At 42.6% G+C, this 26318-nt stretch carries 17 protein-coding genes; 11 read left to right on the plus strand and 6 right to left on the minus strand.

The window, feature by feature from the left end; translation table 11 throughout:
• The first annotated feature begins 72 nt into the window (after window positions 1–72).
• From F993_RS14140 to F993_RS14125, 4 genes are all read left to right on the plus strand, one after another.
• Window positions 73–648, plus strand: a complete 576-nt coding sequence (locus tag F993_RS14140) for a TerD family protein (protein ID WP_004653185.1) — start codon at window positions 73–75, stop codon at window positions 646–648.
• Window positions 649–727: 79 nt separating this feature from the next.
• Window positions 728–2026, plus strand: coding sequence for a VWA domain-containing protein (locus tag F993_RS14135; protein ID WP_004653186.1), 1299 nt, complete (start codon window positions 728–730; stop codon window positions 2024–2026).
• Window positions 2027–2038: 12 nt separating this feature from the next.
• Window positions 2039–2758: a TIGR00266 family protein gene (locus F993_RS14130; RefSeq protein ID WP_004653187.1), complete on the plus strand. Its 720-nt coding sequence runs from the start codon at window positions 2039–2041 to the stop codon at window positions 2756–2758.
• 41 nt (window positions 2759–2799) lie between these two features.
• Window positions 2800–3381: a TerD family protein gene (locus F993_RS14125; protein WP_004653188.1), complete on the plus strand. Its 582-nt coding sequence runs from the start codon at window positions 2800–2802 to the stop codon at window positions 3379–3381.
• Between the two features lie 76 nt (window positions 3382–3457).
• Here the strand turns inward: F993_RS14125 and F993_RS14120 are convergent, their stop codons facing one another.
• Together F993_RS14120 and F993_RS14115 are read right to left on the minus strand one after the other, a co-directional pair.
• Window positions 3458–3892, minus strand: a complete 435-nt coding sequence (locus F993_RS14120; RefSeq protein ID WP_004653190.1) for an acyl-CoA thioesterase — start codon at window positions 3890–3892, stop codon at window positions 3458–3460.
• On the minus strand, window positions 3889–5049 hold the full coding sequence (locus F993_RS14115; RefSeq protein WP_004653191.1) for an iron-containing alcohol dehydrogenase: 1161 nt from the start codon (window positions 5047–5049) through the stop codon (window positions 3889–3891). Before F993_RS14115 ends, F993_RS14120 begins: the two co-directional genes overlap by 4 nt.
• Before the next feature lie 118 nt (window positions 5050–5167).
• On the opposite strand from F993_RS14115, the gene F993_RS14110 reads away from it, so the two are divergent.
• The 4 genes from F993_RS14110 to F993_RS14095 are packed head-to-tail and all read left to right on the plus strand — an operon-like array spanning window position 5168 to window position 8904.
• Window positions 5168–5680: a low molecular weight protein-tyrosine-phosphatase gene (locus F993_RS14110; RefSeq protein ID WP_004653192.1), complete on the plus strand. Its 513-nt coding sequence runs from the start codon at window positions 5168–5170 to the stop codon at window positions 5678–5680.
• 16 nt (window positions 5681–5696) lie between these two features.
• The gene (gene murB / locus F993_RS14105) at window positions 5697–6731 is read left to right on the plus strand and encodes a UDP-N-acetylmuramate dehydrogenase (protein WP_004653193.1); all 1035 of its coding nucleotides are present in this window, start codon (window positions 5697–5699) and stop codon (window positions 6729–6731) included.
• 8 nt (window positions 6732–6739) lie between these two features.
• The gene (locus tag F993_RS14100; RefSeq protein WP_004653194.1) at window positions 6740–7876 is read left to right on the plus strand and encodes a YdcF family protein; all 1137 of its coding nucleotides are present in this window, start codon (window positions 6740–6742) and stop codon (window positions 7874–7876) included.
• Window positions 7876–8904 (plus strand): alpha/beta hydrolase, encoded by a 1029-nt coding sequence (locus tag F993_RS14095; RefSeq protein WP_004653195.1) that lies wholly within the window; start codon window positions 7876–7878, stop codon window positions 8902–8904. Before F993_RS14100 ends, F993_RS14095 begins: the two co-directional genes overlap by 1 nt.
• Window positions 8905–8934: 30 nt before the next feature.
• On the opposite strand, the gene F993_RS14090 is transcribed toward F993_RS14095, so the two are convergent.
• Window positions 8935–10605, minus strand: a complete 1671-nt coding sequence (locus tag F993_RS14090; RefSeq protein ID WP_004653196.1) for an FMN-binding glutamate synthase family protein — start codon at window positions 10603–10605, stop codon at window positions 8935–8937.
• A 272-nt stretch (window positions 10606–10877) separates the two neighbouring features.
• Here F993_RS14090 and F993_RS14085 point away from each other — a divergent pair, with 272 nt between their 5' ends.
• Window positions 10878–11627 (plus strand): IclR family transcriptional regulator, encoded by a 750-nt coding sequence (locus F993_RS14085; protein ID WP_004653197.1) that lies wholly within the window; start codon window positions 10878–10880, stop codon window positions 11625–11627.
• Between the two features lie 43 nt (window positions 11628–11670).
• On the opposite strand, the gene F993_RS14080 is transcribed toward F993_RS14085, so the two are convergent.
• From F993_RS14080 to F993_RS14070, 3 genes are read right to left on the minus strand one after another with little or no spacing between them, the layout of a single operon-like run.
• A complete protein-coding gene (locus F993_RS14080; RefSeq protein WP_004653198.1) occupies window positions 11671–13167 on the minus strand; it encodes a CoA-acylating methylmalonate-semialdehyde dehydrogenase in 1497 nt (498 codons plus the stop codon).
• 36 nt (window positions 13168–13203) lie between these two features.
• On the minus strand, window positions 13204–14367 hold the full coding sequence (locus F993_RS14075; protein ID WP_004653199.1) for an iron-containing alcohol dehydrogenase: 1164 nt from the start codon (window positions 14365–14367) through the stop codon (window positions 13204–13206).
• 37 nt (window positions 14368–14404) lie between these two features.
• Window positions 14405–15796: a GntP family permease gene (locus F993_RS14070; RefSeq protein WP_004653200.1), complete on the minus strand. Its 1392-nt coding sequence runs from the start codon at window positions 15794–15796 to the stop codon at window positions 14405–14407.
• A 448-nt stretch (window positions 15797–16244) separates the two neighbouring features.
• Between F993_RS14070 and F993_RS14065 the strand changes: the two genes are divergently transcribed.
• Window positions 16245–17951: a ShlB/FhaC/HecB family hemolysin secretion/activation protein gene (locus F993_RS14065; RefSeq protein ID WP_004653202.1), complete on the plus strand. Its 1707-nt coding sequence runs from the start codon at window positions 16245–16247 to the stop codon at window positions 17949–17951.
• Window positions 17952–18009: 58 nt separating this feature from the next.
• The coding region (locus tag F993_RS14060) for a two-partner secretion domain-containing protein (RefSeq protein WP_004653203.1) at window positions 18010–26318 on the plus strand (8309 nt) is incomplete at its 3' end.

A 26318-nucleotide genomic window follows, 5' to 3' on the forward strand; every position in this document is an offset into this window, starting at 1 on the left:
ACATCATTTATATGATGTCCATGATCCAAATGAAATAAACAATGAGTTGATATTTAATAAGGAGAAACTCGAATGGCAATTAGTTTAACCAAAGGCGGCAACGTTAGCTTAACCAAAGAAGCGCCTGGCATTACAAAAACAACTGTTGGTTTAGGTTGGAATCCACGCGTGACTGATGGTGCTGCATTTGACCTTGATGCGATTGCATTTTTAGTCAATGAAGGTGGTAAGGTTCGTGCTGACAATGACTTTATTTTCTTTAATAACTTAAAGTCATCTGATGGTTCTGTAGTTCACAATGGCGATAACCGTACAGGTGAAGGCGATGGTGATGACGAAACCTTAAGTATCGATTTAAGCAAAGTTCCTGCTGACGTTGCAAAAGTAATCTTTGCGGTTACGATTTATGATGGTCAAACCCGTAACCAAAACTTTGGTCAAGTTGCGAATGCCTATATTCGTGTAATTAACGATGCGGGTGGTACTGAAATTGCACGTTATGACTTGTCTGAAGACAGCAGCACTGAAACTGCAATGATCTTTGGTGAACTTTATAAACACGGTAGCGAGTGGAAATTCCGCGCAATCGGTCAAGGTTTTGCTGGTGGCTTAGGGCCATTAGCGGCTTCTTATGGTGTTTCTGTTTAAGATGCCTGTGGAAGATAGTGTTTAGGCACTATCTTCTTTTTCGATATTTATAAATGATAAAAATAGGTTATTCCTTAATATGTTGAATTTAGTTCGCGGACAAAAAATAAAATTAACTGATGTTTTACAGGGGCAATCCTCTTTTTATATCCAGATTCAATACCAAGCAGCTTTTGATTTAGATATCGCAAGTTTTGGACTTGATCCGCAATATCGTTTAAGTGATGAGCGATATATGACTTTTTACAATCAGCCTGAAACGCCATGCCAAGCTGTTCGTTTGATTGAAAACCAGAATAAATGCAGTCGTTTTTTAGTTGATTCTGCAAAACTACCAGCAAGTATTCAACATCTGGTTTTGACCGCTGCAATTGATGGTCAGAATGTCATGTCACAATTACAGCAAGCCACGATTCAAATTCTTAATGTACAGTTACAGCCGATTGCTGAACTGAAGTTAGATGGCAGCATCTTCGATCAAGAACGTGCCACCATGCTGATCGAGATTTATCGAAAAGACAGTATTTGGCGTTTAGCAGCCATTGGACAAGGCTTTAATGCAGGTCTCGCTGCTTTAATTCAACATTTTGGTGGAGAAGTCGCAGAAGAGCCGACACTACAACAAACGACACCTACAGCACCACAATCGAATATCGATTTAAAGAAAAAATTATCTTTGCAAAAGGCCGAAAAAACGGGCAATGCATCCATTATCGATCTGACCAAAAAATCACTGGTCCAACTGGAAAAGAAAAACTTGCTGGGCGTGACCGCTCGCGTAGCCTTGGTCTTGGATGCTTCAGGATCAATGGATGGGCAATATCGTCGCGGTGATGTACAAAAGGTGGTGAATCGCCTAATGCCACTGGCCATTCATTTTGATGATGATGGCAGTTTTGAGTGTTGGGCTTTTGCTGCTAAAACCACACAACTGGATGATGTTACCCTCAACAATGTCAATGATTTCATTAATACCACCCAGCGTGGCTGGAAGAATTGGCAAGTGGGGGCGCGTTATAATGAGGAAATTCCAGCAATTGAAGCTGTGATTAACTATTTCCAAAAATTCAAAGATCAAATCCCGACTTATGTTTTATTTATTTCGGATGGTGGCGTGGGCAGCCGTCGACAAATGCAGAAAATATTATCCCAAGCGGCCAAACTGCCTATTTTCTGGCAATTTGTCGGGATTGGCGGGCGAGATTATGGCGCACTAGAAAAGCTGGATGAAATGTCAGGTCGAATTGTCGATAACTGTAATTTCTTTAGTTTGGACCGCATTGATAGTGTTTCAGATGAACGCCTATATGAATTGTTATTACAAGAATTCCCTGATTGGTTAAACGCTGCGAAGCAACATAAGATTGTTAGAAATTAAAAGGAATAAATAATGGCACAGTTTAGCTTAGTTGGTTCACCAGAACCGTTCCTGCATGTATCCATGCGTCGTGGCGACAAAATCTATTGCGAAAGTAACGCTATGGTGATGATGGAAGCACCTTTGGAGTTAAAAGGGCGTTTGCAAGGTGGTTTAATGCAATCCCTATTACGCCGTTTCGCCAATGATGAATCGCTGTTTCAGCAGCATATCGAAGCGGTACGCGGTGATGGAGATTGTCTGTTATCTGCCGCATTGGATGGTGATATGCAGATTCTGGATGTCGGTACGACGCAGTACTTGCTCAGTGACGGAGCTTTCGTGGCAGCGCATGACTCAGTTGAAGTCAAAGCGCGTTTAAACAGTAGCCTTGGCGGTGCATTTTTTGGTAATACCGGCGGTTTTCTAGTGATGGAAACCAGCGGGCAAGGCCAAGTGGTGGTCTCTGGGTGTGGTACCTTGTTTGAGCTTGAGGTTGAACCAAACAAAGAAGTCATTATTGATAATGGACATGTGGTCTGTTGGGATTCACGTCTAAATTATAATTTATCCGTTTCTACTTCACAGAGTAGTGGTTTTCTTGGCAATTTAGTTAATAGTGTGACCAGTGGCGAAGGGATGGTATTGCGTTTTTCCGGTCAAGGCAAGGTGGTGATTTGTTCTCGAAACCGCAACAATTTCCTGCAGTGGTTAACCTCGAAGTTAAACTTAAATCGTAATCAATCAAATTAAAACAATCATTTTTATCGTTCTATCCAGAGGAGTAAAAGTACATGGGAATTAATTTAGAAAAAGGCCAAAAAATCAGCTTGCAAAAAGCAGATGGCAGCAGCTTACAACAAATCTTTTTAGGTGTGGGCTGGGACGTTGCGAAAAGCAAAGGCTTTTTCGGCTTTGGTGGTGGCGGTGGGAATATTGACCTTGATGCTTCTGTCATTTTATTTGATGAAAACAAACAAGTATTGGACGTCGTTTACTTTGGTCAATTGCAAAGTAAGGATGGCAGTATCCACCATTCGGGCGATAACTTAACCGGAGAGGGCGATGGCGATGATGAAGTCATTCGTGTTAATTTGAACCAGATTCCGGCACAAGTAAAATCGTTGGTATTTACGGTGAGCAGTTTCCGTGGACAGACCTTTGAGAAAGTTGAAAATGCATTCTGCCGTTTGGTGGATCAATCCAGCAATCAGGAAATTGCAAGCTATAAGCTGTCTTCACAAGGCGCACATACTGGTTTGATTATTGCAAAAATTTATCGCCACAATGATGCATGGAAAATGCACGCGATTGGTGAAAATGTGCATGGTCGTACCTTCCAAGATATCGTACCTTATGCTTTACCACATATCTAATGATTTAGGTTGATCATGGGCTGCCACAACATCGTTCAAGACAATGTTGTGGCATGTTTATTTCTGCGATCTGAAATTATAATAAATAGTGATTTAGAACATCCCGCATTGCTTCTGGAATGTTGGTGCTTTTTCGATTCTCTCGGTCTACAAACACATGAATAAAATGACCTTGTGCTGCGGCTTGCTGCTGACCTTGTTTAAAAATCGCCAGTTCATATCTAAGAGATGAATTTCCTATTTTGCCAATCGCCACACCCACTTCAATGATTTCTGGAAATGATAGTTCCTGTTGGAAGCTACAAGCTGAATCAACCACTAGACCAATAATGTCACTGTGATGAATATCGAAACCTGTTTTCTGAATCAGTAATGAATTGGCTGCAGTATCAAAATAGCTATAATAAGTCACGTTATTAACGTGGCCGTAAATATCATTATCGGCCCAACGGGTTTGGATTGGAAAAAAGAACTTAAATTGTTCGCGTTGTTTTAAAGTTGGTTTGCTCATGCATAAATCGCCTGATAGATCTGTAGTGCGTCTTGCTCGGTCATTTCTCTTGGATTGTTCTGTAAAAGTCGAGTTTGCAGCATGGCATCTTTGGCGAGTTGCGGTAATTTCGCTTCAGCAATATCGAGTTCTTTTAACCTCAAGGTTAAGCCACTTTGGTCCAGATGATTCTGCATATGGTCAATAAACAGGTCACAGAGGCCATCGGTACAGCCCGTACTTCGAGGGTCGAGTAATTGCATCAATTCTGCATAGTGCTGTTTGGCTTTGGGTGCATTAAATTTTAAAACTTCAACCAGTACCAACGCATTGGTATGTCCATGCGAAAGATGAAAATGTCCACCTAATGGATAAGCAAGCGCATGCACTGCGCCAACGGGTGCATTGGCAAAGGCTTGGCCAGCTAACATAGAGCCCACTAACATGTTTTGGCGTGCTTCTAAATCAGCCCCATTTTTCAAGACTTTAGCTAAATTATGATTGAGTAATTTCAATGCATTTTTAGCCAGCATATCGGCATAAAAATTCTTTTTAATATTTGAGGTATAAGCTTCTATAGCATGCACCATGGCATCGATGCCTGTCGCCGCGGTAATATGAGCAGGTAAACCTTGAGTGAAAGTCGCATCTAAAATCGCAACATCGGCATATAAAAAGGGGGAGACTACTCCCATTTTGGTGGTTGCACCTGTAGTCACAATCGAAATAGGAGTGACTTCTGAACCTGTCCCTGCTGTGGTTGGGATGAGAATGAGGGGTAAACGAGGGGCTTTGGCTTGGTTAACACCATAGATTTCACTGAGATTCTGTTGCTGTTTAGGATGTGCCAGCAAGGCAATGATTTTAGCCACATCCATGGAGCTACCACCACCAAAGCCGATAATCACATCAATCTGTTCTTGTTTTGCAAAATCAACAGCTTCCAATACAATATGCTCAGGCGGATCAGCTTGGATATCGGAATAAATAATGTATTCAAGGCCAATCTGAGTCAGAATCTCTAAAATGGGCTGATGCAATTGATGCTGTATCATGCCAGCATCGGTCACGATCAATGCCTTGTGATAATTTTGTTGCGTTAAAACATTTTTAAGTTCTTGTATCGAACCTAGCCCCGCGATGATGTTGGGAACAGTTTGAAATTGAAACGGGTTCATACATACATCCTTATTTTTTCATAATAAATACAACATTTTTATATTAAGTGACTATAGGTTTCACTGTCTAAATAAATTAACATAAGACGCTCTTAAAAAGTGTAACTTTGAGGTGATTATGCCGTCCCAAACGCCGTATAAGGTGTTATGTGTCTGTTTAGGAAATATTTGTCGTTCCCCAACCGCTGAGGCCATTCTCAGACACTATTGTGATGCGCATGGCTTAAATGTGACAGTCGACTCCGCAGGAACCAGTAATTATCATCCGAATAAAGCACCAGATGCACGTAGTCAAAAACATGCAGTAAAACGTGGTTATGACTTATCTAATTTGCGTGCTAGACAGATTGTTTTACAAGACTTTGTCGAGTTCGATTTGATCTTGGCAATGGACCATGACAATTTTGATGATATTCAAGCGTTGATGTTTCAAGCTGTTCAACAATTTGGTGGTGATCAGATTCGTGCCAAATTGGCGCTGATGAGTGAACATGATCCGGATTTTGGACAACAAGCCGTACCAGATCCTTATTATGGTGGTGCAGATGGGTTTGATCGCGTACTGGATCAATGTGAATCCAGCAGTCAGGCATGGGTCGAAATTTTTAAAAAGCAAATAAAAGCAGGGTAATAGGATTTAATTTAATATGCAGGTACAAGCACAGGTTCAGCTTAAAAGCTTAAATACATTAAATTTGAATGCCATTGCTTCATATTATGTTCAAATCAATCACCCAAATGAGGTTGTTGAGGCCTTGGCATTTGCTGAACAGCAGCATTTAAATGTCTTAGTGCTTTCGGGTGGCAGTAATGTACTGTTGCCTCAGCACATTCAAGCTTTGGTTTTGCATTTGAATATCCAAGGGATTGATCTTCTCACTGAAGATGAAACTAAGGTTCGGGTTAAAGTAGGCGCTGGCCAAGTCTGGCATGACTTTGTGTTGTATAGCACGCAACAACAATGGTTTGGGTTGCAAAATCTTGCCTTAATTCCAGGATTGGTGGGCGCGTCACCTGTTCAGAATATCGGTGCATATGGTGTTGAGGCAGGTGAGTTTATCGAATCTGTGCAAGTTTATGATCGTGAATTAAAACATTTTACTTCGATTGCTGCGGAAGATTGTCATTTTGCTTATCGACATAGTATTTTCAAAGATCATCCGAATCGTTACATCATTGTCAGTGTGACGTTTAAGCTGTTGAAAACAGCTGAGCTGAAATTGAATTATGGTGATCTCAAGCAAGCTGTCGGTGATGAACTCACTGCTGAGAATTTACAAAATCAGGTGATTCATATTCGACAAAGTAAGCTACCGAATCCTAAAGAATTTCCGAATGTCGGCAGTTTCTTTAAGAATCCAATTTTGTCACAAGCTGAATTTGACAAAATTACTCAACAATTTCCAAACATACCGCATTATCCGCAAGCAAATAGCAATGTTAAAGTGGCAGCTGGTTGGCTAATTGACCAAGCAGGTTGGAAAGGTAAGCAACTCGGCTCTGTCGGGATGTTTCATAAACAGGCATTGGTGTTGGTGAATTATGCTGAGGCTACGCTAGCGGATGTACAAAACACCTATCAAACAGTACAAAGTGATGTAAAACAAAAGTTTAGTATTCAGTTAGAACCTGAACCTGTGTTATATAGTGAACAAGGGTTGATTCAAGCTCATCTTGGATGAAGAAATCTATGGCGAAAGTGCATTGGATGGTCAGTTTAGTACGGGTAATTACCATATTATTTGTGCTATTGGGCTGCTTTGTGCTTTTTTTATATTCGCCTTTTTATTCGCAACTGGTAGTGAAAGGTCTGAACCGTTTTGTTCCTGTTGATGTTAATCAGGTTGCGGCGCAAAGTCAGCGCCCTGCAGCGTTGAGTGAGCACGAAACTTTAGAACCAGGTTCTAATCTATGGATTGCTCGACAGGCTTATTTGAAACTCATGGAGAGAACCTTTCAATCGGAACAATCAGAAGATTTAAGGTTAATTCAAGCACGCTATAAGTTGCTGCAAGAGTTGATTGCTGAAGAGCAGGAAAAAGAAAGCCAAGATGAGAAAAAGAAACCTAGTATTCCATTGATGAGTGAACAACAACCTGAGCAGGATCAAGAAAGTTCAGCTGTTGTGATGAATACACCATTGGATTTTTTACAGTGGAATACACCTGATAATCAAGCATTGATGGGTAAATATATTGCTTTTTTAGAAACCTATCCTATTGCATTACCTGTGAATGAAGTGGATAAAGATCAGACCAATAAAGACCTGATCGAATTGAAAAATAATAAAGAGAACATGGTTGAGCCGCAAAATACTTCACAGCCGAATGCAATTGTCGTTCTCGGTGGCGGACTGACGCTTGGGGCCAATGGTAAAGATATTGTGGTGAATAATTATACACGCTTACGCTTGGAAAAAACTTTACAAGTGGAGAAGAAATATGCTTTACCAATCGTACTGAGTGGTGTTGAAGCACCTTATATGCAGGCATGGTTAAAAGAGCGCGGTGTGGATGCTAAATTGTTAGAAAACCGCAGTATGAATACCTGCGAAAACTCTCGATTCAGTTCTTTATTACTACAAAAGAAAGGCGGTGCGCCGACCGTCATTTTGATTACTGATGAATACCACATGCCAAGAACACGACGTTTATTTGCTTTGAATGGAATTGAGACAGTGCCTGTCATGGCGCCAATGCCAACGACGTTAACACAATGGCGTCCAAGTGAACAAAACTATGATCATAGCCGCCGTGCCAACTATGAAATGCTGGCTACGATTCGTGATATGTTATTTGGTTCAAGTGATTGTCGAGAGATACCCTAATGTCCGATATTCCATTTCTAAATCCGACAATTTTAAAACAACTAGATTTACCTGTCCCAAATCGAGAGACCACACCTCAGGTGCTAGAGCCTTTGGATTTATCTCGTGTCACAGAGATCTCAAAACCATTGCAGGCGTATCGTAAGCTATACGGTTTACATTTATTGGATTGTGAGCATTGGCAGGGGTATGTAGAAATGCCATTGTTTCGCTTACATGTCCAAGTATTTCAGCCGAAACAACAAAAAATCCAAGGTACTGTGTGTTTGTTACATGGCTATTTGGAACATAGTGGCATTTACCAGCCGATTATTAAAGAGATTTTAGATCAAGGCTTTAGCATTGTCACTTACGATCTGCCTGGACACGGTTTAAGCAATGGCTCACCAGCCAGTATTCAGAATTTTGATCACTACCAGCAAGTTTTGCACGCAGTTTATGATGCAGTTCGAGGTGCGAAACAATTACCGAAACCGTGGTTAGGGATTGGACAGAGTACGGGTGGTGCAATTTGGATGCATCATTTACTTGAATATGCCGAACGTAGAGAAGATCCTATTGTTGACCGAGTATTGCTGTTGTCGCCATTAATCAGACCTGCAAAAACCGCTTGGTGGCATAATTCAGTTGGTCTGGGCATTATTCGTCGGATTAAAAGCCAAGTACCTCGACATTTCCGCCGTAATAACCATAACCCTGAATTTCTACGCTTTGTTCGTTTAAAAGATCCTTTGCAACCTCGTATGATGGGCATGGACTGGATTTTGGCCATGTCCAAATGGATGCTGGAAATGGAACAACGACCAGCTTGTCGTATTCCTGTATGGCTTGCACAAGGCGCTTTAGATCAAACCGTAGATTGGCGTTATAACATTGAATATATTCGCCGTAAGTTTAGGTTGCAGACTTTATTGATGCTGGAAGAAGGCTCACACCAATTAATTAATGAACGTGCCGATATTCGTGCTGCACTGACGGGTTTAATTCCTGCTTTCTTACATGCGAAACCAAATCACCACTATTACTAGTGGTGATTTTTATTGGCTTAAACGTTTATATTAAAACTGATTGGCATCCGCCATTTTCCACATACGATAGTAGAAATTCTCATCATCGTTTAAATCGCTGTGCAGCAATTCATTTTCTTTTAAGAAGAAATGGATCTGTGCATAATTTTTGATTTCACGGTCATTCATACGCTGCGCCAAATGATGCGCTTTAATGTCGGATGGATGATGTAAACCTGCAGCTGCAATCATTTCAGATAAGGCATGGAGCGTGTTTTTATGGAAGTTAAACACACGTTCAGCCTTACTTGGCACATCAATCGCTTTTTGGCGATCTTTATCCTGCGTCGCAACACCAACAGGGCATTGGTTGGTATGACAGCTTTGGGCTTGGATACAACCTACTGCAAACATAAAGCCACGTGCGGAATTGACCCAATCCGCACCTAAGGCAAAGGTGCTGGCAATATCAAAGGCGCTGATCATTTTACCGCTGGCACCAATTTTAACTTGACTGCGAAGACCTGCACCCACCAGTGTATTGTGTACAAAGCGTAAACCTTCTCTGAGTGGCGTACCAATATAGTCACTAAACTCGATTGGCGCTGCACCAGTTCCGCCTTCGGAACCATCAACCACCACAAAGTCAGGCACAATTTTGGTTTCGAGCATGGCTTTGACAATGCTCATAAATTGCCATGGTTGGCCAATACATAGTTTAAAGCCAACAGGTTTACCGCCTGAAAGCTCTCTGAGTTTTTGGATGAAATGCATCATTTCAATTGGGGTGTTAAAACTTGGGTGCTTAGAAGGGGAAACACAGTCATGGTCTCTGGAAATACCACGAATACGAGCAATTTCTTCAGTGATTTTATGCTTGGGTAAAATACCGCCGTGACCTGGTTTCGCGCCTTGGGAAAGCTTGACCTCAATCATTTTAATATTCGGATTTTTGGCTTGCTGTGCAAACTTGTCTGGATCAAATAAGCCTTCAGCGGTACGGCAACCAAAATAGCCACTGGCAATTTGCCAGACAATATCGCCACCATGCTCTAAATGGTAGGGACTTAGACTACCTTCACCTGTATCGTGGTAGAAGTTGCCTAAATGTGCACCCTTGTTCAATGCACGGATTGCGTTGGCACTCAGGCTACCAAAACTCATGGCAGAGATATTCATGATCGATGCACTATAGGGCTGGCTACATTGCGCATTACCAATTAGGACGCGGAAAGATTCTGGGTTCGCAGGTGGGCAAGGCGCAATTGAATGCACAATAAAGCGATAGTTTGGATCATAGACATCAATGATTGAACCAAAGGGCTTATCTGCATTTTCATTTTTTGCACGTTGATAAACAAGGCTACGCTGCATACGTGAAAAAGGCAGGGCATCTTGATCTGATTCTATGAAATATTGACGAATTTCAGGGCGAACATCTTCAAACAGAAAACGAAAATGTCCCAAAATTGGATAGTTTCTTAAAATGGCATGTTTCTTTTGCAGTAAATCGCGTAAACCAACAACGCTGAGTAATCCAGTGACTAACCAAAGACCGTTTAAAAGCGTATCGGATATAAAATAATAAATGGTATGTGGGGTATAGGTAAATTTAAACCAAGTAATGGTTAAAGCAGTAAAAATACAAAGAAACCAAACAGAATGTCTTGAAAAGAAAGTGTTAAGTAATTTATGTCTTATAGCTTGCGCTGGACTAGCCATCGGCAGGAGATTCCCATAATGAAGCAACTGACAAACGATGCCAAGAAGCTCACACAAGCTCAAGTAATGAATTGTTAGATATGAGAATTATTCTCTTATAAGCCAGCTTATTTGATTCTTTATTGGAAAGTAACTTTCCTGTTTATAGCGGAAGAATGACTTGAATCCATGTTCCTAACACGATTACTATCTTGAATATTGGTAACTTTCATAAATATAGATGTACTGTATTCGAAAAGAAATTGGCTACATGCAGGTTTTAGGACTTAAAAATGAATAAAAAAGGTTCATCCATTACTCGAGTTTTAGACATTATTGAGGCAATTTCAACTGCAAAACATCCACCATCACCTTTAGACCTTTCAGTAGAGTTGGATATCCCAAAGCCAAGTATCCATCGTTTATTGCAAACTTTAGAACAAGAAAAGTTTGTGAAGACGGATATGTATGGTGGTTATATTTTAGGTGATCGCACCTATAAGTTGCTGATGAATGCTTGGGAGCAGGAACCTCGAAAGATGGAACGCTTGGCAATCCTGCAAAAATTATCTGATCAGATTAATGAAACCTGTGGTATTGCGATACTCAGTGATAATCAAATGCTCTACACCGACAGGGTTCAGGCGAATTGGCCGCTACAGGTGTATTTACCAGTGGGTGCGACTGTGCCTTTGTGGTGTACTTCGAGTGGAAAACTGTTTTTAAGTTTTCAGCCTGTGCATCGCAGGAAAAATATATTAGAACATCTCCCGATTGTACAACTCACCAAAAATACCATTACCGATCCAGGTTTACTTGAGGAAAATCTGGAGCAAATTTTTTTGAATCAACTTGGAACTGATAATGAAGAGTTTATTTCGGGAATGGTGGCTTGTTCAGTCCCGATTCATAGAGCAGGTACCATTGTAGCCTGTCTTTATGTACATGCACCCACAATAAGAAAGTCTCTTGAAGATCTCGTGTCATATGAGCCTTTGTTACGTCAGGCGGCAAATGATTTAAATAAATTGATTGATGTGTAAAAAGAGTGAGCAGAATGCTCACTCTTTTTAGTGGGTAACTAAATCAGTTGAGTGTGGGCATTGAAAATTGCGCGCCTTCACGGACATTGGTACTTGGCCAGCGTTGAGTAATGGTTTTACGACGGGTATAGAAACGAGCACCATCTGGCCCGTAGGCATGTAAATCACCAAACAGTGAACGCTTCCAACCACCGAAACTATGATACGCCACAGGGACTGGAAGTGGGATATTGATGCCGACCATTCCCACTTTAATGTTATCGCTAAAATAGCGTGCGGCTTCACCATCACGGGTATAAATACAGGTGCCGTTTCCATATTCATGACTGTCGATCAGATCCATGGCTTCTTGCATGGTTTTTACACGAATGACTTGCAGTACGGGACCAAAGATTTCTTCTTTATAGCTGGTCATATTCGGTGTTACTTGATCAATCAGCGTCGCACCAACATAAAAACCATTTTCATAGCCTTCAGGCGCCGCATTTCGACCATCGACAATCACGCTGGCACCTTGTTGTTCTGCACTATCAATATAGTGAATCACTTTCGCTTTATGTTGCGCCGTAATCACTGGACCAAAATCATTGTCTTTATTGGAGTATGGGCCATATTTGAGCAAATCGATTTCTTTGGATAATTTTGCAATCATTTGATCTGCAATGTCATCACCCACAGCGACTGCGACAGAAAGGGCCATGCAGCGTTCGCCCGATGAACCAAATGCTGCACCTAATAAAGAGCTGACCACATTATTTAAATCCGCATCGGGCATGACAATGGCATGGTTTTTTGCGCCTCCTAGTGCCTGACAGCGTTTACCTGCCGCAGTCGCAGTTTGATAGATATATTCTGCAATGGGTGTGGAACCGACAAAACTAACTGCTTGCACACGAGGGTCATGTAGTAGGGTATCGACTGCTTCTTTATCTCCATTCACTACATTCAATACACCATCAGGCAGTCCTGCTTCTTTGAGCAGTTGAGCGATAAATAAAGTGGAGGATGGATCACGCTCGGAAGGTTTAAGCACGAATGTATTTCCACACACAATGGCCATTGGGAACATCCAAAGCGGGACCATAACTGGAAAGTTAAACGGAGTAATTCCTGCAACAACCCCTAAAGGTTGAAACTCACTCCATGAGTCGATTGCAGGTCCAACATTCTTACTAAATTCACCTTTTAAAAATTCGGGGGCACTACAGGCATACTCAACATTCTCAATGCCACGTTGTAATTCTCCTGCGGCATCATGTCCAATTTTGCCATGCTCTTCACCAATCAGCTGGCAGATTTTTTCCGCATTGTTTTCCAGCAATTCCTTAAATTTAAACATGACGCGAGCCCGTTTGATGACTGGAGTATTACGCCATTCTGGGAAAGCTGCTTCTGCCGCTGCAATCGCTTCCTCCACGGTTGCTTTACTGGCAAGTGCGACTTCTTTTGTTTGTATGCCTAATGACGGGTTATAGACGGCTTGCGTACGTGTATGTGCTGTATTGATTGCACCCTGAATAAAATGTCCAATGAGTTCCATGTGAATTTATCCTCTGTTATAAAAAATGAAAGATTTTTATGCTGACCAAAGTTGTTGATACAAGCTGACCATTTGCTCAAGCGTCGGCACGATAGGGTTATTGGATGGTGAGCCCGAGGCCAGTGCTTGCTCAGCCATGGTCTGAACGACCTCATCAAAATATGGTTTATCGACCCCGAACTCAGCCAATGTGGGGACTTTCAAATCTTGATTAATCGCGATTAAGGTTTTTATGAGCTTTTGATTGGCGACCTCAATCGCATCATCTGCATGTGCACAACCGATTGCCTTGGCACAGTCGGCATAGCGTTCTGGAGCTGCCTGAATAGAAAACTCTGTAATGAGGGGAAGTAACATTGCATTAGATAAGCCATGCGGAACATGAAAGAAAGCACCAATGGGTCGGCTCATACCATGTACCAATGCAACTGAGGCGTTTGAAAAAGCGATACCTGCCAAAGTTGAACCGAGCATCATTTTTTCACGTGCTCGCTCATTGTTGGGCTGGTGATAAACGATCTGTAAATTTGGGCCAATCAGTTTCATCGCTGCAAGCGCTTGCGCATCACTATATGGACTGGCTTTCTTACTGACATACGCTTCAATGGCATGGGTAAGCGCATCAATACCTGTATCTGCAGTGGTCCGTGGCGGCAGCGAAATGGTAAGTTCGTAGTCGATAATTGCCGCGATTGGCAGAAAACCAAGCCCAGCACACAGCATTTTCTCACTGGTTTTGTCATTGGTAATAATGGTAAAACGCGTGCATTCGGAGCCTGTTCCTGCGGTGGTTGGAATGGCAATGATGGGCAGACCTAGCTCATTGACTTGTCTAGGGAATTTATAATCAGAGATGTCACCGCCGTGTTTGCTCAAGATACTGATCGCTTTGGCGCTATCGATTGGGCTGCCACCACCAATCGCAATAATCGCATCATACTGCTGCGCCTGAATATATTTCACACCTGCTTCTATGGAGCTAGAGGTCGGCTCTGGAATGGTTCCATCAAAATAGTCACTGTCTATATGTGCTGCTTTTAACAGGTCTTGAATTTGCTTGATATAGCCAAGTGAAACCATCATTTTATCGGTAATAATGAGTGGCTTGCTTGTGCCTAAGCTTTCTAGAATCATTGGAAGCTTAGCTCTCGCATTTTTTCCAATTTCCATAATCCTTGGAAGGTGTGTTGAAAATGACATTTTTAATTCTCCGTATTAACGTCAAAATTGATTGTTTTTAAAATGAACCGAATATTGTTCCCAGTGTGATCACACCACTCAGCGCGATCAGTGGAATGATGACGGCGACAATGAACATGTCGTAATAAGATTGTTTATGGGTTAAACCACACAAGGTAATAATGGTAATCACAGCACCATTGTGGGGAAGTGAATCCAGTGCACCGGAAGCCATGGAGGCAACTCGATGCATCAGTTCCAATGAAATGCCATGTTGGAAGGCCAAATTCTTATAGGTTTCTCCCATGGTATTCAGTGCAATACTTAAACCACCTGAAGCAGAACCCGTGATACCTGCTAATACATTGATCACGATTGCTTCTGAAATAAGTGGGTTGTTGGGTGCAATGCTGACAAGAAAGTCTCGTAAGATAATAAAGCCCGCCAAAGACGCAATCACTGAACCATAGCCGACTTCTGAGGCGGTATTAAAAATAGGTAGAAAGGATGAGGAAACACCTTGTTGAATTGAGTTTTTGATATCAACAATAGACTTCCAGTTGAGAACAATGATGCTTAAACAAGCCAGAACCAAGGCGCATATAATTGCCCATAATCCAATCACTGAATTAAGTGAGGTATTCCCAAATTGATCCGTTGCTAAATAGGCGGTATCCAGTGAAGGTAAGATCAGTTTAGTGAGGACTAAGTTGCTCACAATCACGATGAAAATTGGAATAAACGCGACCATAAGACTTGGCTTGGCACTCGTTGGATTTTGCTCAAGATGACTTTCGAGATGGTTGCCATATCCTTCGAGACTTAAATCCGCTTTTTTAACTTGCCGATTGAGCCACCACATGCCTGTGATCAAAATAAAGATGGATGCTAAAACGCCTAAACCAGGTGCAGCATAGAGATCAGTATCAAAAAAAGGCATTGGGATTGCATTCTGAATTGCGGGTGTGCCTGGTAATGCGGTCATGGTAAAGGTGAGTGCACCTAGCATAATCGCTGCGGGGATCAGGCGTTTAGGAATGCCAAGTTCTTTAAATAATGCCGAAGCAATCGGAAAAACTGCAAAACCGACAACAAAAAGTGAAACACCTCCATAGGTTAAAATTGCACAAGACAGCACGATCGAAAGCATCGCTCTATGATGACCAAGCTTTTCAACAAAGAAATTGGCAATGGTTTGTGCAGAGCCAGAATCTTCCATTAATTTTCCAAATACTGCACCTAGTAAAAATAGAGGGAAGTATTTGATGATATAACCGCCTAAACCTGTCATAAACACTTGGGAATAAAACCCAAGTAGTTGGTCGCTGAGACCGCTCCATGCGACAGCAAATAATGCCAGTAAGGGCGCAAGTACGATTACGCTAAATCCTTTATATGCTAAATACATCAACAATATTAAGGACAAGACTATTCCAATTAGTCCTACCATTTTATACACCTGTTTTTGTAGTTTTGTATAATGATACGAAACGTATCATTATTAATGTATATAATTTAATCGAGTTGAAGTCAAGTATCGAAAGGAGAGCGAACTTGAAAGATGGCTCATGCTGTTTTGTATTTGAAATTTTGATGCTATTGGGGAGGTCTTGGGTTCTAGAAGTAAAAATTATTTTTGAATAAAGGAGTGTAAATCTTTAATGAAAAGATAATTTTTGAATGAGTCTCAATATCTAATCAAGCTAGCATTTCAGCAAAACGGAGTAAAACTTTCTAACAAGTACTTATTGTTAAATTGATCACTCAAATGATAAAAAAAGAGATAAAAATCATTTTTTTATTTACAGTGCTTAACCAATTGGTAATAATCCAATTAAAATTTTTTACTATTTGTTTAATGTGAATCTAAAAAAATGAAAAAAAACCAAATATTCATTATGTTAAGTTTACTTGGAACATCAATTTATGCTGCTGAACCACCAACGAGTGCAGCCATACAGCCCGATGCTACGCAGCGCCAGCAACAACGCGATGACGCTTTACAGAAACAAATACAGCCTGAACCATCCGTTCAAACTGGTTTGGAAAAGCAATTACAACACAAACCACAACTTCAGTTTTTGAAGTCGCACAGTGAAGAAGTTTGTTTTGAAATCAAAAAATTTGTAATGATCGGCGAAGATGCTCGTCAGTTTACTTTTGCCATGCGCCCAGTGACACAGGGCCAATATAATTTGATTGGACGCTGTATCGGGGTACAGGGGCTCAATCAGGCCCTCGATCTGATCCAGAACGATTTGATCAGCCACGGTTATGTCACGACACGAATGTTGTTGCCCCAACAGAATATTGCTTCAGGTACGATCCAGCTTAAAGTGGTTGCAGGTAAGGTCGATCAAATTCAATTTGTTGAAGGCACTTCAAAACGTGCACATAAATTTAATGCATTACCGATTAAATCGGGCGGTATTCTGAATGTCCGTGATATTGAACAAGGTCTGGAAAATTTTAAACGAGTGCCAACCGTTGAAGCTGATTTTAAAATTAAGCCTTCAGAGCAGCGTACTGAACCTGGTTATAGTGATTTAGAACTCGCTTGGCAACAATCCAAACCCTATCGTTTGCATTTGGGTATTGATGATGCAGGATCGGACTCAACGGGTAAATATCAAGGCACGGCAACCTTGTCCTTAGATAATCTATTGACTGCAAATGACCTGTTTTATGGCAGTTATAATCACGACTTAGGTGGTGGTGACTCTGGTAAACGAGGTACAGATGGCTTCTACCTCAGTTATAGCATTCCCTATCAATACTGGTTATTGAATACCAGTTATAGCCAATCCAATTATAACCAGACGGTTGCTGGTGCGAACCAAAGTTATAACTATAGCGGTAAAAGTAAGTTAATTGGCGCTGATCTATCCCGTGTGTTGTACCGAGATGCCAAACGGAAGACTTCTGCGAGTGTTGGTGGTTGGTATCGTGAGTCGCAGAACTTTATCAATGATGTTGAAGTGGAAGTGCAGCGTCGAAAAACCGCAGGCTGGAAAGCCAGCTTAGATCATAGTGAATATTTAGCCAATGCCACGCTGACAGGTAATGTCACTTATAAACGAGGTACGGGTGCATTTAGTGCGATGCGTGCACCAGAAGAACAATTTAACGAAGCATATACCCGTGTCGGTATTTTACAGGCCAATGCCAGTTTGCAAGTGCCATTTCAAGTCGGCCAGCAGAACTTACAATATTTGGCTGAGTGGCGCATGCAACACAGCAGCAAAGCACTGACACCGCAAGACCGCTTCTCGATTGGTAACCGTTACACAGTACGTGGTTTTGATGGTGAACAAACCCTGATGGCTGATAATGGCTTTTTGGTTCGCAATGAACTGAGCGGCTCAATTGCGAAACTTCCAATGCAGTGGTACAGCGGCATTGATTATGGTGAAGTGAGTGGAACCACTGCGTATCAACCCAACCCATTGGTTGGCACTAGTTTGTTAGGTGTAGTTGTGGGCTTGCGTGGACAGGTGTTTAAGTCAGTCAGCTACGACGCTTTTGTCGGTGCGCCGTTGAAAAAACCAGAATATTTTAAAACCGATGATTTTACGACAGGTTTCAGTGTGAACTGGATGTACTAGTCCACACTTTTGGTTGTTTTTTGAATTAATTAAATAAATAAAGATTGGGTATTTAGGTATGAATAAGAATCGATATCGCGTTATTTTTAGCCAAGCACGTGGTCTATTTATTGCGGTTGCAGAAATTGTAAAAAGCAGAACTAAAACAGCAGGTCAAAGTGGTGCTGTCGCACCCGATGCGCCTGCGACACCATCAGTCCATTCTTATAAAAAACTGAATCCTCTGAATTTTGCCGTAATCAGTATGCTGGGCGCAGTGGTCTATATCATGCCATTAAGCAGTATTGCCAATACCCAAATTATTGCAGACCGTTCAGCACCAAATAATCAACAACCACAAATTCTCAATTCTGCTAATGGTACGGTACAGGTCAATATTCAGACCCCAAGTGCTGGTGGCGTATCGCGTAATACCTACACGCAATTTGATGTGGGGCAGGAAGGTGCAATCCTGAATAATGCACGTAATAACACGCTAACTCAGATTGGCGGTTGGGTGCAAGGTAACGCCAATCTTGCCAGAGGTGAAGCTAAAGTTATTCTCAATGAGGTCAACAGTAGTAACCCAAGCCAGCTTAGGGGCTACCTTGAGGTTGCAGGCAAGTCGGCACAGGTGGTGATTGCCAATCCGTCAGGTTTGGTCTGTGATGGCTGCGGCGTGATCAATGCTGATCGCTTTAGTTTGACGACGGGTCAAGCCGTAATGAATCAAGGCTATCTTGAGTCATTTCGGGTGCGTGAAGGACAAGTCACTATTGAGGGCAGAGGTCTCAATGGAAGTTTGACCCCATTTACCGATGTCTATGCGCAGGCATTGAAAGTGAATGCCGGATTATATGCCAAAGAACTCAATGTCGTGTTAGGCCAAAATGATATTCAAGTCAAAGACCAAAACACACCACAATATACGCCAAACCCAATTGCGAATGGTTCAGCAAGTAATTCGTCAGGCTTTGCATTGGATGTCGGAAAATTGGGCGGCATGTATGCAGGCAAGATTTTCTTGGTGGGGACTGAGCGTGGTCTGGGAGTACGCAATGCAGGTTCGATCAGCAGTACCGAATCGACACTAAAGCTCAATGCCAACGGGGATCTGATTAATCAAGGTAATCTTGTTGCGGCCAAAGATCAGATTGAACTTAAGGCACAGAATATTGAAAATACAGGCAATATCAGTAGTACTCAAAATCAGATTCAGTTACAGGCCACGGACATTAAAAATGCGGGTCTGATTGCTAGTCAGGATGAAATCAAGCTCGATGCCCAAGGCAATATCAATAACAACCAAGGTGTGATCAATGCTGGACGATTGGAGTTAAGGGCCAAAAACTTAAGTAATGAAAAGGGCCAAATTGAACAAGTCGGCGGATCAAAACTCAACATCACGGCCAAGACGCTGGACAACCAGCAAGGACATATCGGTCGTGCGCTACAAGACAGTTCAAATGGCAATAATGGTTCAGAAAACGGCAATACAGCTCCACCAACTGTTAAAAATCCGGGACAGAACAGTAGCGCGCAGGATGCCAGTACAGTTGAAGTCATTCAACCTAAAGACATCGTTCCAAAGACATTCGCTGATGGCGTTATTCTGGTCGAAAATCAACTGAATAACCAAAGCGGTAAAATCAGCAACAATAATGACACGGCTTTGAAGGTTACGGACAAGATCAATAATACTGGCGGTGAGTTACAACTGCCTGAGTTGAAATTTACGGGGCAGGTATTTGAGAACCAAGGGGGTAAGCTCTCTGCCAACCAGATTGATATTCAAGCCAGCAATGTCAATAATCAGAAAGGCCAGTTAAATGCAGTTCAAGCACTAGAGATTCGTTCACAACAGTTAAATAACCAAGCGGGCAGTATTCAAAGTGAACAGGCACTGAAGATTGATAGCAAGACGATCAATAACCAAGAGGGTAAATTACTGGCAGTGAACAATGTCGAGCTGCAATCGGAGCAACTGAATAACCAGAAAGGTGTAATTGCCTCGACCAAGCACGATGTTGCGATCAAAGCGGATCAACTTGATAACAGCGCAGGTCAAATTTTAGGGCAACAGTTAACTATTGAATCTCAACAGATCAATAATCAAAGCGGCACGCTTCAAAGTCAAAAAGATTTAAACCTCAACACCTCACAGATTGACAACGGCAGTCGTAAGGATACGGCAGGCAATATCATTGCCGCCAAAAACCTGAAGATTCAAAGCCAGCAATTGCAAAATACAGGACAAATCTATGCGGGTGACTCGGCGAAACTGAAGGTCAGCCAATTACAACAACATGGCCAGCTTGCGGCACAGAATCAAGTTAAAGTTCAAGCCGAGCAGATCCAGAGCAATGCAGACAGTGTTTGGGCAGCAGGCTTAAGCCCAGATGGCAAGCTGAATAATGATGCTGCAACACTGGAGATTAGCGCGGAGCAGGCGCAGATTGCAGGCAAGCTTTTGGCGGGTACCCAAGTGAGTCTCAATGCGAGTCGCCGTGCCGACCTGAATGGCAGTGAAGTTCAAGCCAAGAATATCAAGGTTGAGACAAGCGAATTAACCACCCGTCAGGCGAAGTTACTTGCAGAACAGCAACTCAGCTTAAAGGCAACCAACAGTACTGACAATCAGGAAGGTCAATACAGTGCGGCCGATATTCAGCTCAACACCTCAAAACTCAATAACAATAAAGGCCTGATTCAGCATACGGGCAAGAACGATTTGGTACTGGATATTGCTGAAAGGATTGATAACGATGCTGGACAAATCATCAGCAATGCAGCAAACACGACAATTAAAACCCAAAATCTGAGTTCGGTTGCAGGTGCGATCCTGCATGCAGGAGATCAGCAACTCAAGATCACGGCACAAGACCTGCACGCGCAGGATGGCAAGATCCAAAGCAATGGCAATATGCAACTTGAATTAGGTTCGGCCAATCTTGATCGTGCAACTACCTCTGCCAAAAATATTGAATTGCGTGCCGACAGTTTGAGCCATCAAAAAGGGCAAATGCTACAAAGCGCCGAAGATGGCCGTTTACAGCTCACGGTGAACAAAGAGCTCAATAACCGTGAAGGCGAGATCAGTGCGGCTGGTAACAGCAGCATCAAGGCAGACAGCTTGAATAATCAGTCTGGTAAAGTGCTAAGTAACGGGTCAGTAGCTTTGAGTGTGACCGATCTCAATAATGAACAAGGCACACTGTATAGCAAAGATCAGTTGGGCTTAAATGCTACGGGACAAGTCAATAACCAATCGGGTCTAATCATTGCCAAGCAAGCCGAAATCAAGGCGCAAACACTGGACAACAGCTCGGGGCGGATTCGTGCAGAACAAGGCGCATTAAATTTAACGGTTCAGCAACAGCTACAAAACCAAGCTGGCGAGATTTACGCGGCGGATACGATCGATCTCAAAGCGCAACAGCTCGGCAATCAAACAGGTCTGATTCAGAGTAAAAACAAGATTAACCTGACGGCAGGCCGTGTAGATAACCAGTTTGGCACGATCTATGCCGCAACTGACATGACGGTACAGACACAGGCGGAACTGAATAATCAGCAAGGGATTCTGGCGGCAAAAAATCAGCTGGATATTCGTAGCGGTGCACTGAATAACCAGTCTGGCATTATCCGTGCCGAACAAGGCGATACTCAGCTTCAAGCACAAGGGCAAGTACAGAATAACAGTGGTGAAATCTCAGCGGCGAAAACGCTAAATGTGGTGGCGCAAGGCTTGGATAACCAAGCTGGGCAAATGCTGGCACAAGAACAATTGCGTGTCGATACCCAACAACAAAATTTAGAAAATGCCAGCGGACGTATTCTGTCGAAACACGTGGATTTGCAAACTGGAGCAGTGAATAACAAGGCGGGTTTGATTCAGGCGGAAAGCACCCTGCAAATTGATACGCAAAATCATGATTTGATCAATCAGGATTCAGGCGACAAAGGGGGAATTCTCAGTCAGGGCACATTACAGCTCAACAATATTCAGCAGTTACAGAACCAAAGTGGTTTAATTGCGTCTGCGGGCAAGACCACGATACAGGCGCAACAGCTCGAAAATCAGTCTGGGCAAGTGAGCAGTCAGACTGATCTGCTGATTGAACAGAAAAATCCGGCTGGGGTGTTGAACAACCAAGGTCAGATACAAGCACTGAAAAATGTGCAAATCAAGGTGGATCAGGTCAATAACAGTGGCAGTGCAAGCCATATTGTGGCGGGTGATCAGCTAGCAATACAGGCACAACGTATTGATAACCGCGATAACAATGTCAAAGATGTGATTGGTGGTCTGGATGCGAAAAATATTCAGTTAAATGCCCAAGAACTGAATAACCAAGCAGGTGCCATCCGTGCCAGTGAGCAGGCAAATTTAAGCATTCAAAGCCAGTTAAATAACCAGCAAGGCAGTATTTCCAGTCTTGGTCAACTCAATATCGATCAAGCCGAACAAAGCCTGAATGTTGATAATACTGTGGGTGAGTTATTGGCGCAGCAACAACTCAACATTCAGGCCAATGAACTGATTAACCAAGGTAAAATCATCAGTCTGGGTGATGCCGAGATCAGCTTGAAGCAAAATTACACCCAGCATAAAGACAGTGAGCTGAAAGCCAATGGCACTTTGAAACTCAGTAGCGAAAAAGACATTATTAACCAATCTGAAATCAGTGCAGGCAAGCAACTACATCTGAATGCACAGAATATCCTGAATCAAAAAGACGCAAGCATCAACAGCGCCGAACTGCATCTTATCGCGCAGAATAAAGTCCATAACCAAGGATTGATCAATGCTGGACTGACGCATATTCAGGCACAGCAGCTTCATAATGATGGGGCACGGATTTATGGTGACCATGTTGCGATACAGGCACAAACACTCGATAACAAAAGCAACCTTGACGGTGTAGGCGCCGTGATTGCTTCACGTGGTGATATGCACCTCGGGATCGGCACACTGAATAATCAGGCTGGCGGTGCGGTCAATGCTGTTTCCAAAGACAATGCTTGGATTCTGAGTATGGGACAGCTCAAAATAGGCGGCTCACTGGATGACAATTATCAGGCACAGGGCAAAGCCGACCTGATCAATAACCGTAGTGCAACCATCGAATCTCAAGGGGATATGCAGCTTGATGCCAAACGCATAGAGAACATCAATGAAAACTTTGAAGTTAAGGATGCTGCGATTTTAGAGTCATCGGTCAAGGTTCATGGTTATGAGGATAACCGCCAGCCGGGGATTGATGTTTCAGAGGATATTGTTGAATTCCAGAAACAAGGTAACTTTTTGTGGATGTTACTCAAAGATGGCCGTCGCTTAAGAACCTATAACATCTTTGAATACGATAAAGAAACCTATGTGCCAGAAGTGATCAGCAGCACCCCAGGGCAGATTATCAGTGGCGGCAATATGTTGATCAATGCGGAGCATGTGCTGAATGATCAGAGTCAGATTTTGGCGGCCAAAACCTTAACGGTTCAAGGCACAAGTATTGAGAATAAAGCATACACGGCCAATAAAACCACGAAGTTTAAGAATCCAATAAGATGGTTCTATGATTCGGGCAGAAAGACCCAAATCGGATTTAATCCTGCCGATGAAACAGAACCTTTTGTACTGAGTGGTCTCTATGGTGGGGATCAGGTCATTGGTACACCGACCCACCAAATCAAAGCAGTAGAGCCAACACAAGCTGAGACAGATATTCAGGCTTCGCAGCAAGCTGGGAAAGTTGAACTGCAACAGCAGCAAACTGAACAAAAGCAGATTGATGCTAAATCTGGCCAGCCTGTCAATCAGGACAACCAGAACGGTTCGAACAATGTTGATGCTGCCAAACAACAGGATGCATCGCAACAGACCCTAGGGCAGACCGAGACTTCAACAGGCTATGAAGTCCGTACGGTTCAGCAGAAAAGCATTCGCTTGCCGAGTAATGCATTATTTATCCAAACCAAAGACAGTCAGGCAGGCTTTTTGGTAGAAACTGACCCAGCCTTTAGCAATTACAAAAAATGGCTGTCATCAGACCATATGTTGAATGCACTCGGCCTTGACCCTGCGAAACAACAAAAACGTCTGGGCGATGGTTATTATGAGCAGCGTCTGGTACAAGATCAGATTGCGCAATTGACGGGTCGCCGTTTCTTGTCAGGCTATGGCAATGATGAAGAGCAATACAAAGCCTTGATGAACAATGGACTGACTTTTGCCAAGCAGTTTAATCTCACACCGGGTATTGCCCTGACCTCAGCCCAGATCGCGCAGTTGACCAGTGATATTGTCTGGCTGGAAGAGAAAACCATTCATTTGCCAGATGGCAGTACGACTAAAGCGTTGGTTCCGCAGGTCTATGTCAAATCTCAGGTGGGTGATTTAAAAGGTGACGGGACTTTAATTGCCGCAGACCAAGTGCAGTTGGATATGCAAGGTGACGTGCTGAACAGTGCCACCATTGCAGGCCGTGAAGCCTTAAAGATCAATGCCAATAGCATCAATCAACTGAACGGTCGTTTAGAGGCGAACCGTATTGGGATCAGTACCAAAAAAGATCTGAACAATATCGGCAGCCAGATTGTTGCCAAAGATGCGCTTAGCATGGAGATTGGTGGCAACTTTAATCATAGCAGCACCCTGAGCAGTAACAGCAATAAATCAGGTCAAAATGAGTTTGGCTTTACCAAGATTGATCGTAAAGCGGGTATTTATGTTGGCAATGGTCAGAATAGCGATGCGTTGAAAAATACACTAAATATCCGTGTGGGTGGAAATACCAGCCTAAAAGCTGCTGATATCATTAATAGTAATGGTTCAAGTGTGATCCAAACACAGGGAGATGTCTCACTGAACACGTTGCAAACTGAACGTGTTACCAATAGCTATACCAATAAAAAGAATTTTGATTTTGGTACGCAAAAGCAGGATGTGGGTAATCAGATTCAATCGAAAGGTGATTTGACGCTAACTGGCAAAAATATTGATATTACAGGTTCGCAGCTCAGTAGTGAGCAAGGCAAGACTTTAGTTAGTGCCAGCGAAGATTTAACCATCAAAGAGGGTCGTAAGAGCAGCAGTTATGAGCATGCTGATGAAACCAAAAAGAAAGGTTTCTTAAAGAAAAAGACCACACAAAATTATATTAAAGATGTTGCAAATGAAGCTGTTGCAAGTACGGTAGATGGAAAGCAAGTCATTCTTGATGCCAAGAATATCAAGATTCAAGGCAGTGAGGTGGTATCGGATGAGTTGACTCAAATTCAAGCCAAAGAAAATATTGAAATCAAGGGTGCAGACAGTAACTATCTGAATATTCACAACACCCAAACCAAGAAATCGGGTTTGATTTCTGGTGGTGGTTTTGGTATCAGTATTGGTTCTAAAAAAGAGAAAACTGAACAGGAACAAACCCAGCATACCAATAGTGGCTCAATGGTTGGCAGCCTTAACGGTAATACCAATATTGTGGCCGGTAAAAATTATCAGCAAACAGGTAGTACGGTTTCTTCTCAACAGGGTGATGTCAATATCTTGGCGCAGCAAGTCACGATTGAAGCGGCTAAAGAGCAAAGTACCAGTCAGTATAAACATGAGATGGAACAAAAGGGTTTAACCCTTGCTGTGAATGTACCAGTTGTCTCAGCTGTTCAAACAGCATTGGAGAGTAGTAAACAGGTTGGCCAAAGTAAAAATGATCGCGTCAATGCGATGGCCGCAGCCAATGCTGGATTTGATGCTTATAAAGCGGGTCAAACACTAGCACAACTCAAAGATGCTGCGACAAGTGCAGCCAATCTGGCACAATCAGCCAATGTGAGTGTAAGTATCACTTACGGCGAGCAAAAGAATACTGAGTTTAATCGTTCAGAAAGCAACACTGCGAATCAGAGTACGGTTTCTGCAGGTGGCAAGACCAATATTGTAGCCACTGGTGCAGGTAAAGACTCCAATATCAATATTATTGGCTCTGATGTGATGGGCTTGAAAGGCACACATTTGGCGGCTGATCAGAATGTAAATATCAAAGCGGCTGAACAAAATAGCAAGGAAGAATCTGGCAACAAGAGCGCAGGCTGGAACGCGGGTGTGGCTGTAAGTTATGGCTCGAATGGTTTGGCACTTGGTGTAACTGCGGGTGGAAATTTAGGTAAGGGAAATGGTAATGGGACTGAAACCAGTTATGTTAATAGTCATGTTGGTTCCAAAGACAGCCTAACCAGTATCAGCAGTGGTAATGCGACGAATATTATCGGTGGTCAAGTTCAAGGTAAGGCGGTACAAGTCGATGCCAAAGCGCTGAATATCGAGAGTTTGCAAGACAAGGCAAGCTATAAGAGCAAACAGCAGAATGTAGAAGGTCAGGTTACGAT

The sequence above is a fragment of the Acinetobacter proteolyticus genome, assembly GCF_000367945.1.
Lineage (GTDB): Bacteria > Pseudomonadota > Gammaproteobacteria > Pseudomonadales > Moraxellaceae > Acinetobacter > Acinetobacter proteolyticus.

What these genes read in the sequence shown, in the direction of transcription:
- F993_RS14090 (WP_004653196.1), bottom strand. Translation starts at nt 10,605, where the DNA reads ATGGCTAGTCCAGCGCAAGCTATAAGACATAAATTACTTAACACTTTC.
- F993_RS14120 (WP_004653190.1), bottom strand. Translation starts at nt 3,892, where the DNA reads ATGAGCAAACCAACTTTAAAACAACGCGAACAATTTAAGTTCTTTTTT.
- F993_RS14125 (WP_004653188.1), top strand. Translation starts at nt 2,800, where the DNA reads ATGGGAATTAATTTAGAAAAAGGCCAAAAAATCAGCTTGCAAAAAGCA.
- F993_RS14115 (WP_004653191.1), bottom strand. Translation starts at nt 5,049, where the DNA reads ATGAACCCGTTTCAATTTCAAACTGTTCCCAACATCATCGCGGGGCTA.
- F993_RS14080 (WP_004653198.1), bottom strand. Translation starts at nt 13,167, where the DNA reads ATGGAACTCATTGGACATTTTATTCAGGGTGCAATCAATACAGCACAT.
- F993_RS14130 (WP_004653187.1), top strand. Translation starts at nt 2,039, where the DNA reads ATGGCACAGTTTAGCTTAGTTGGTTCACCAGAACCGTTCCTGCATGTA.
- F993_RS14135 (WP_004653186.1), top strand. Translation starts at nt 728, where the DNA reads ATGTTGAATTTAGTTCGCGGACAAAAAATAAAATTAACTGATGTTTTA.
- F993_RS14075 (WP_004653199.1), bottom strand. Translation starts at nt 14,367, where the DNA reads ATGTCATTTTCAACACACCTTCCAAGGATTATGGAAATTGGAAAAAAT.
- F993_RS14095 (WP_004653195.1), top strand. Translation starts at nt 7,876, where the DNA reads ATGTCCGATATTCCATTTCTAAATCCGACAATTTTAAAACAACTAGAT.
- F993_RS14085 (WP_004653197.1), top strand. Translation starts at nt 10,878, where the DNA reads ATGAATAAAAAAGGTTCATCCATTACTCGAGTTTTAGACATTATTGAG.
- F993_RS14110 (WP_004653192.1), top strand. Translation starts at nt 5,168, where the DNA reads ATGCCGTCCCAAACGCCGTATAAGGTGTTATGTGTCTGTTTAGGAAAT.
- murB (WP_004653193.1), top strand. Translation starts at nt 5,697, where the DNA reads ATGCAGGTACAAGCACAGGTTCAGCTTAAAAGCTTAAATACATTAAAT.
- F993_RS14065 (WP_004653202.1), top strand. Translation starts at nt 16,245, where the DNA reads ATGTTAAGTTTACTTGGAACATCAATTTATGCTGCTGAACCACCAACG.
- F993_RS14100 (WP_004653194.1), top strand. Translation starts at nt 6,740, where the DNA reads ATGGCGAAAGTGCATTGGATGGTCAGTTTAGTACGGGTAATTACCATA.
- F993_RS14140 (WP_004653185.1), top strand. Translation starts at nt 73, where the DNA reads ATGGCAATTAGTTTAACCAAAGGCGGCAACGTTAGCTTAACCAAAGAA.
- F993_RS14070 (WP_004653200.1), bottom strand. Translation starts at nt 15,796, where the DNA reads ATGGTAGGACTAATTGGAATAGTCTTGTCCTTAATATTGTTGATGTAT.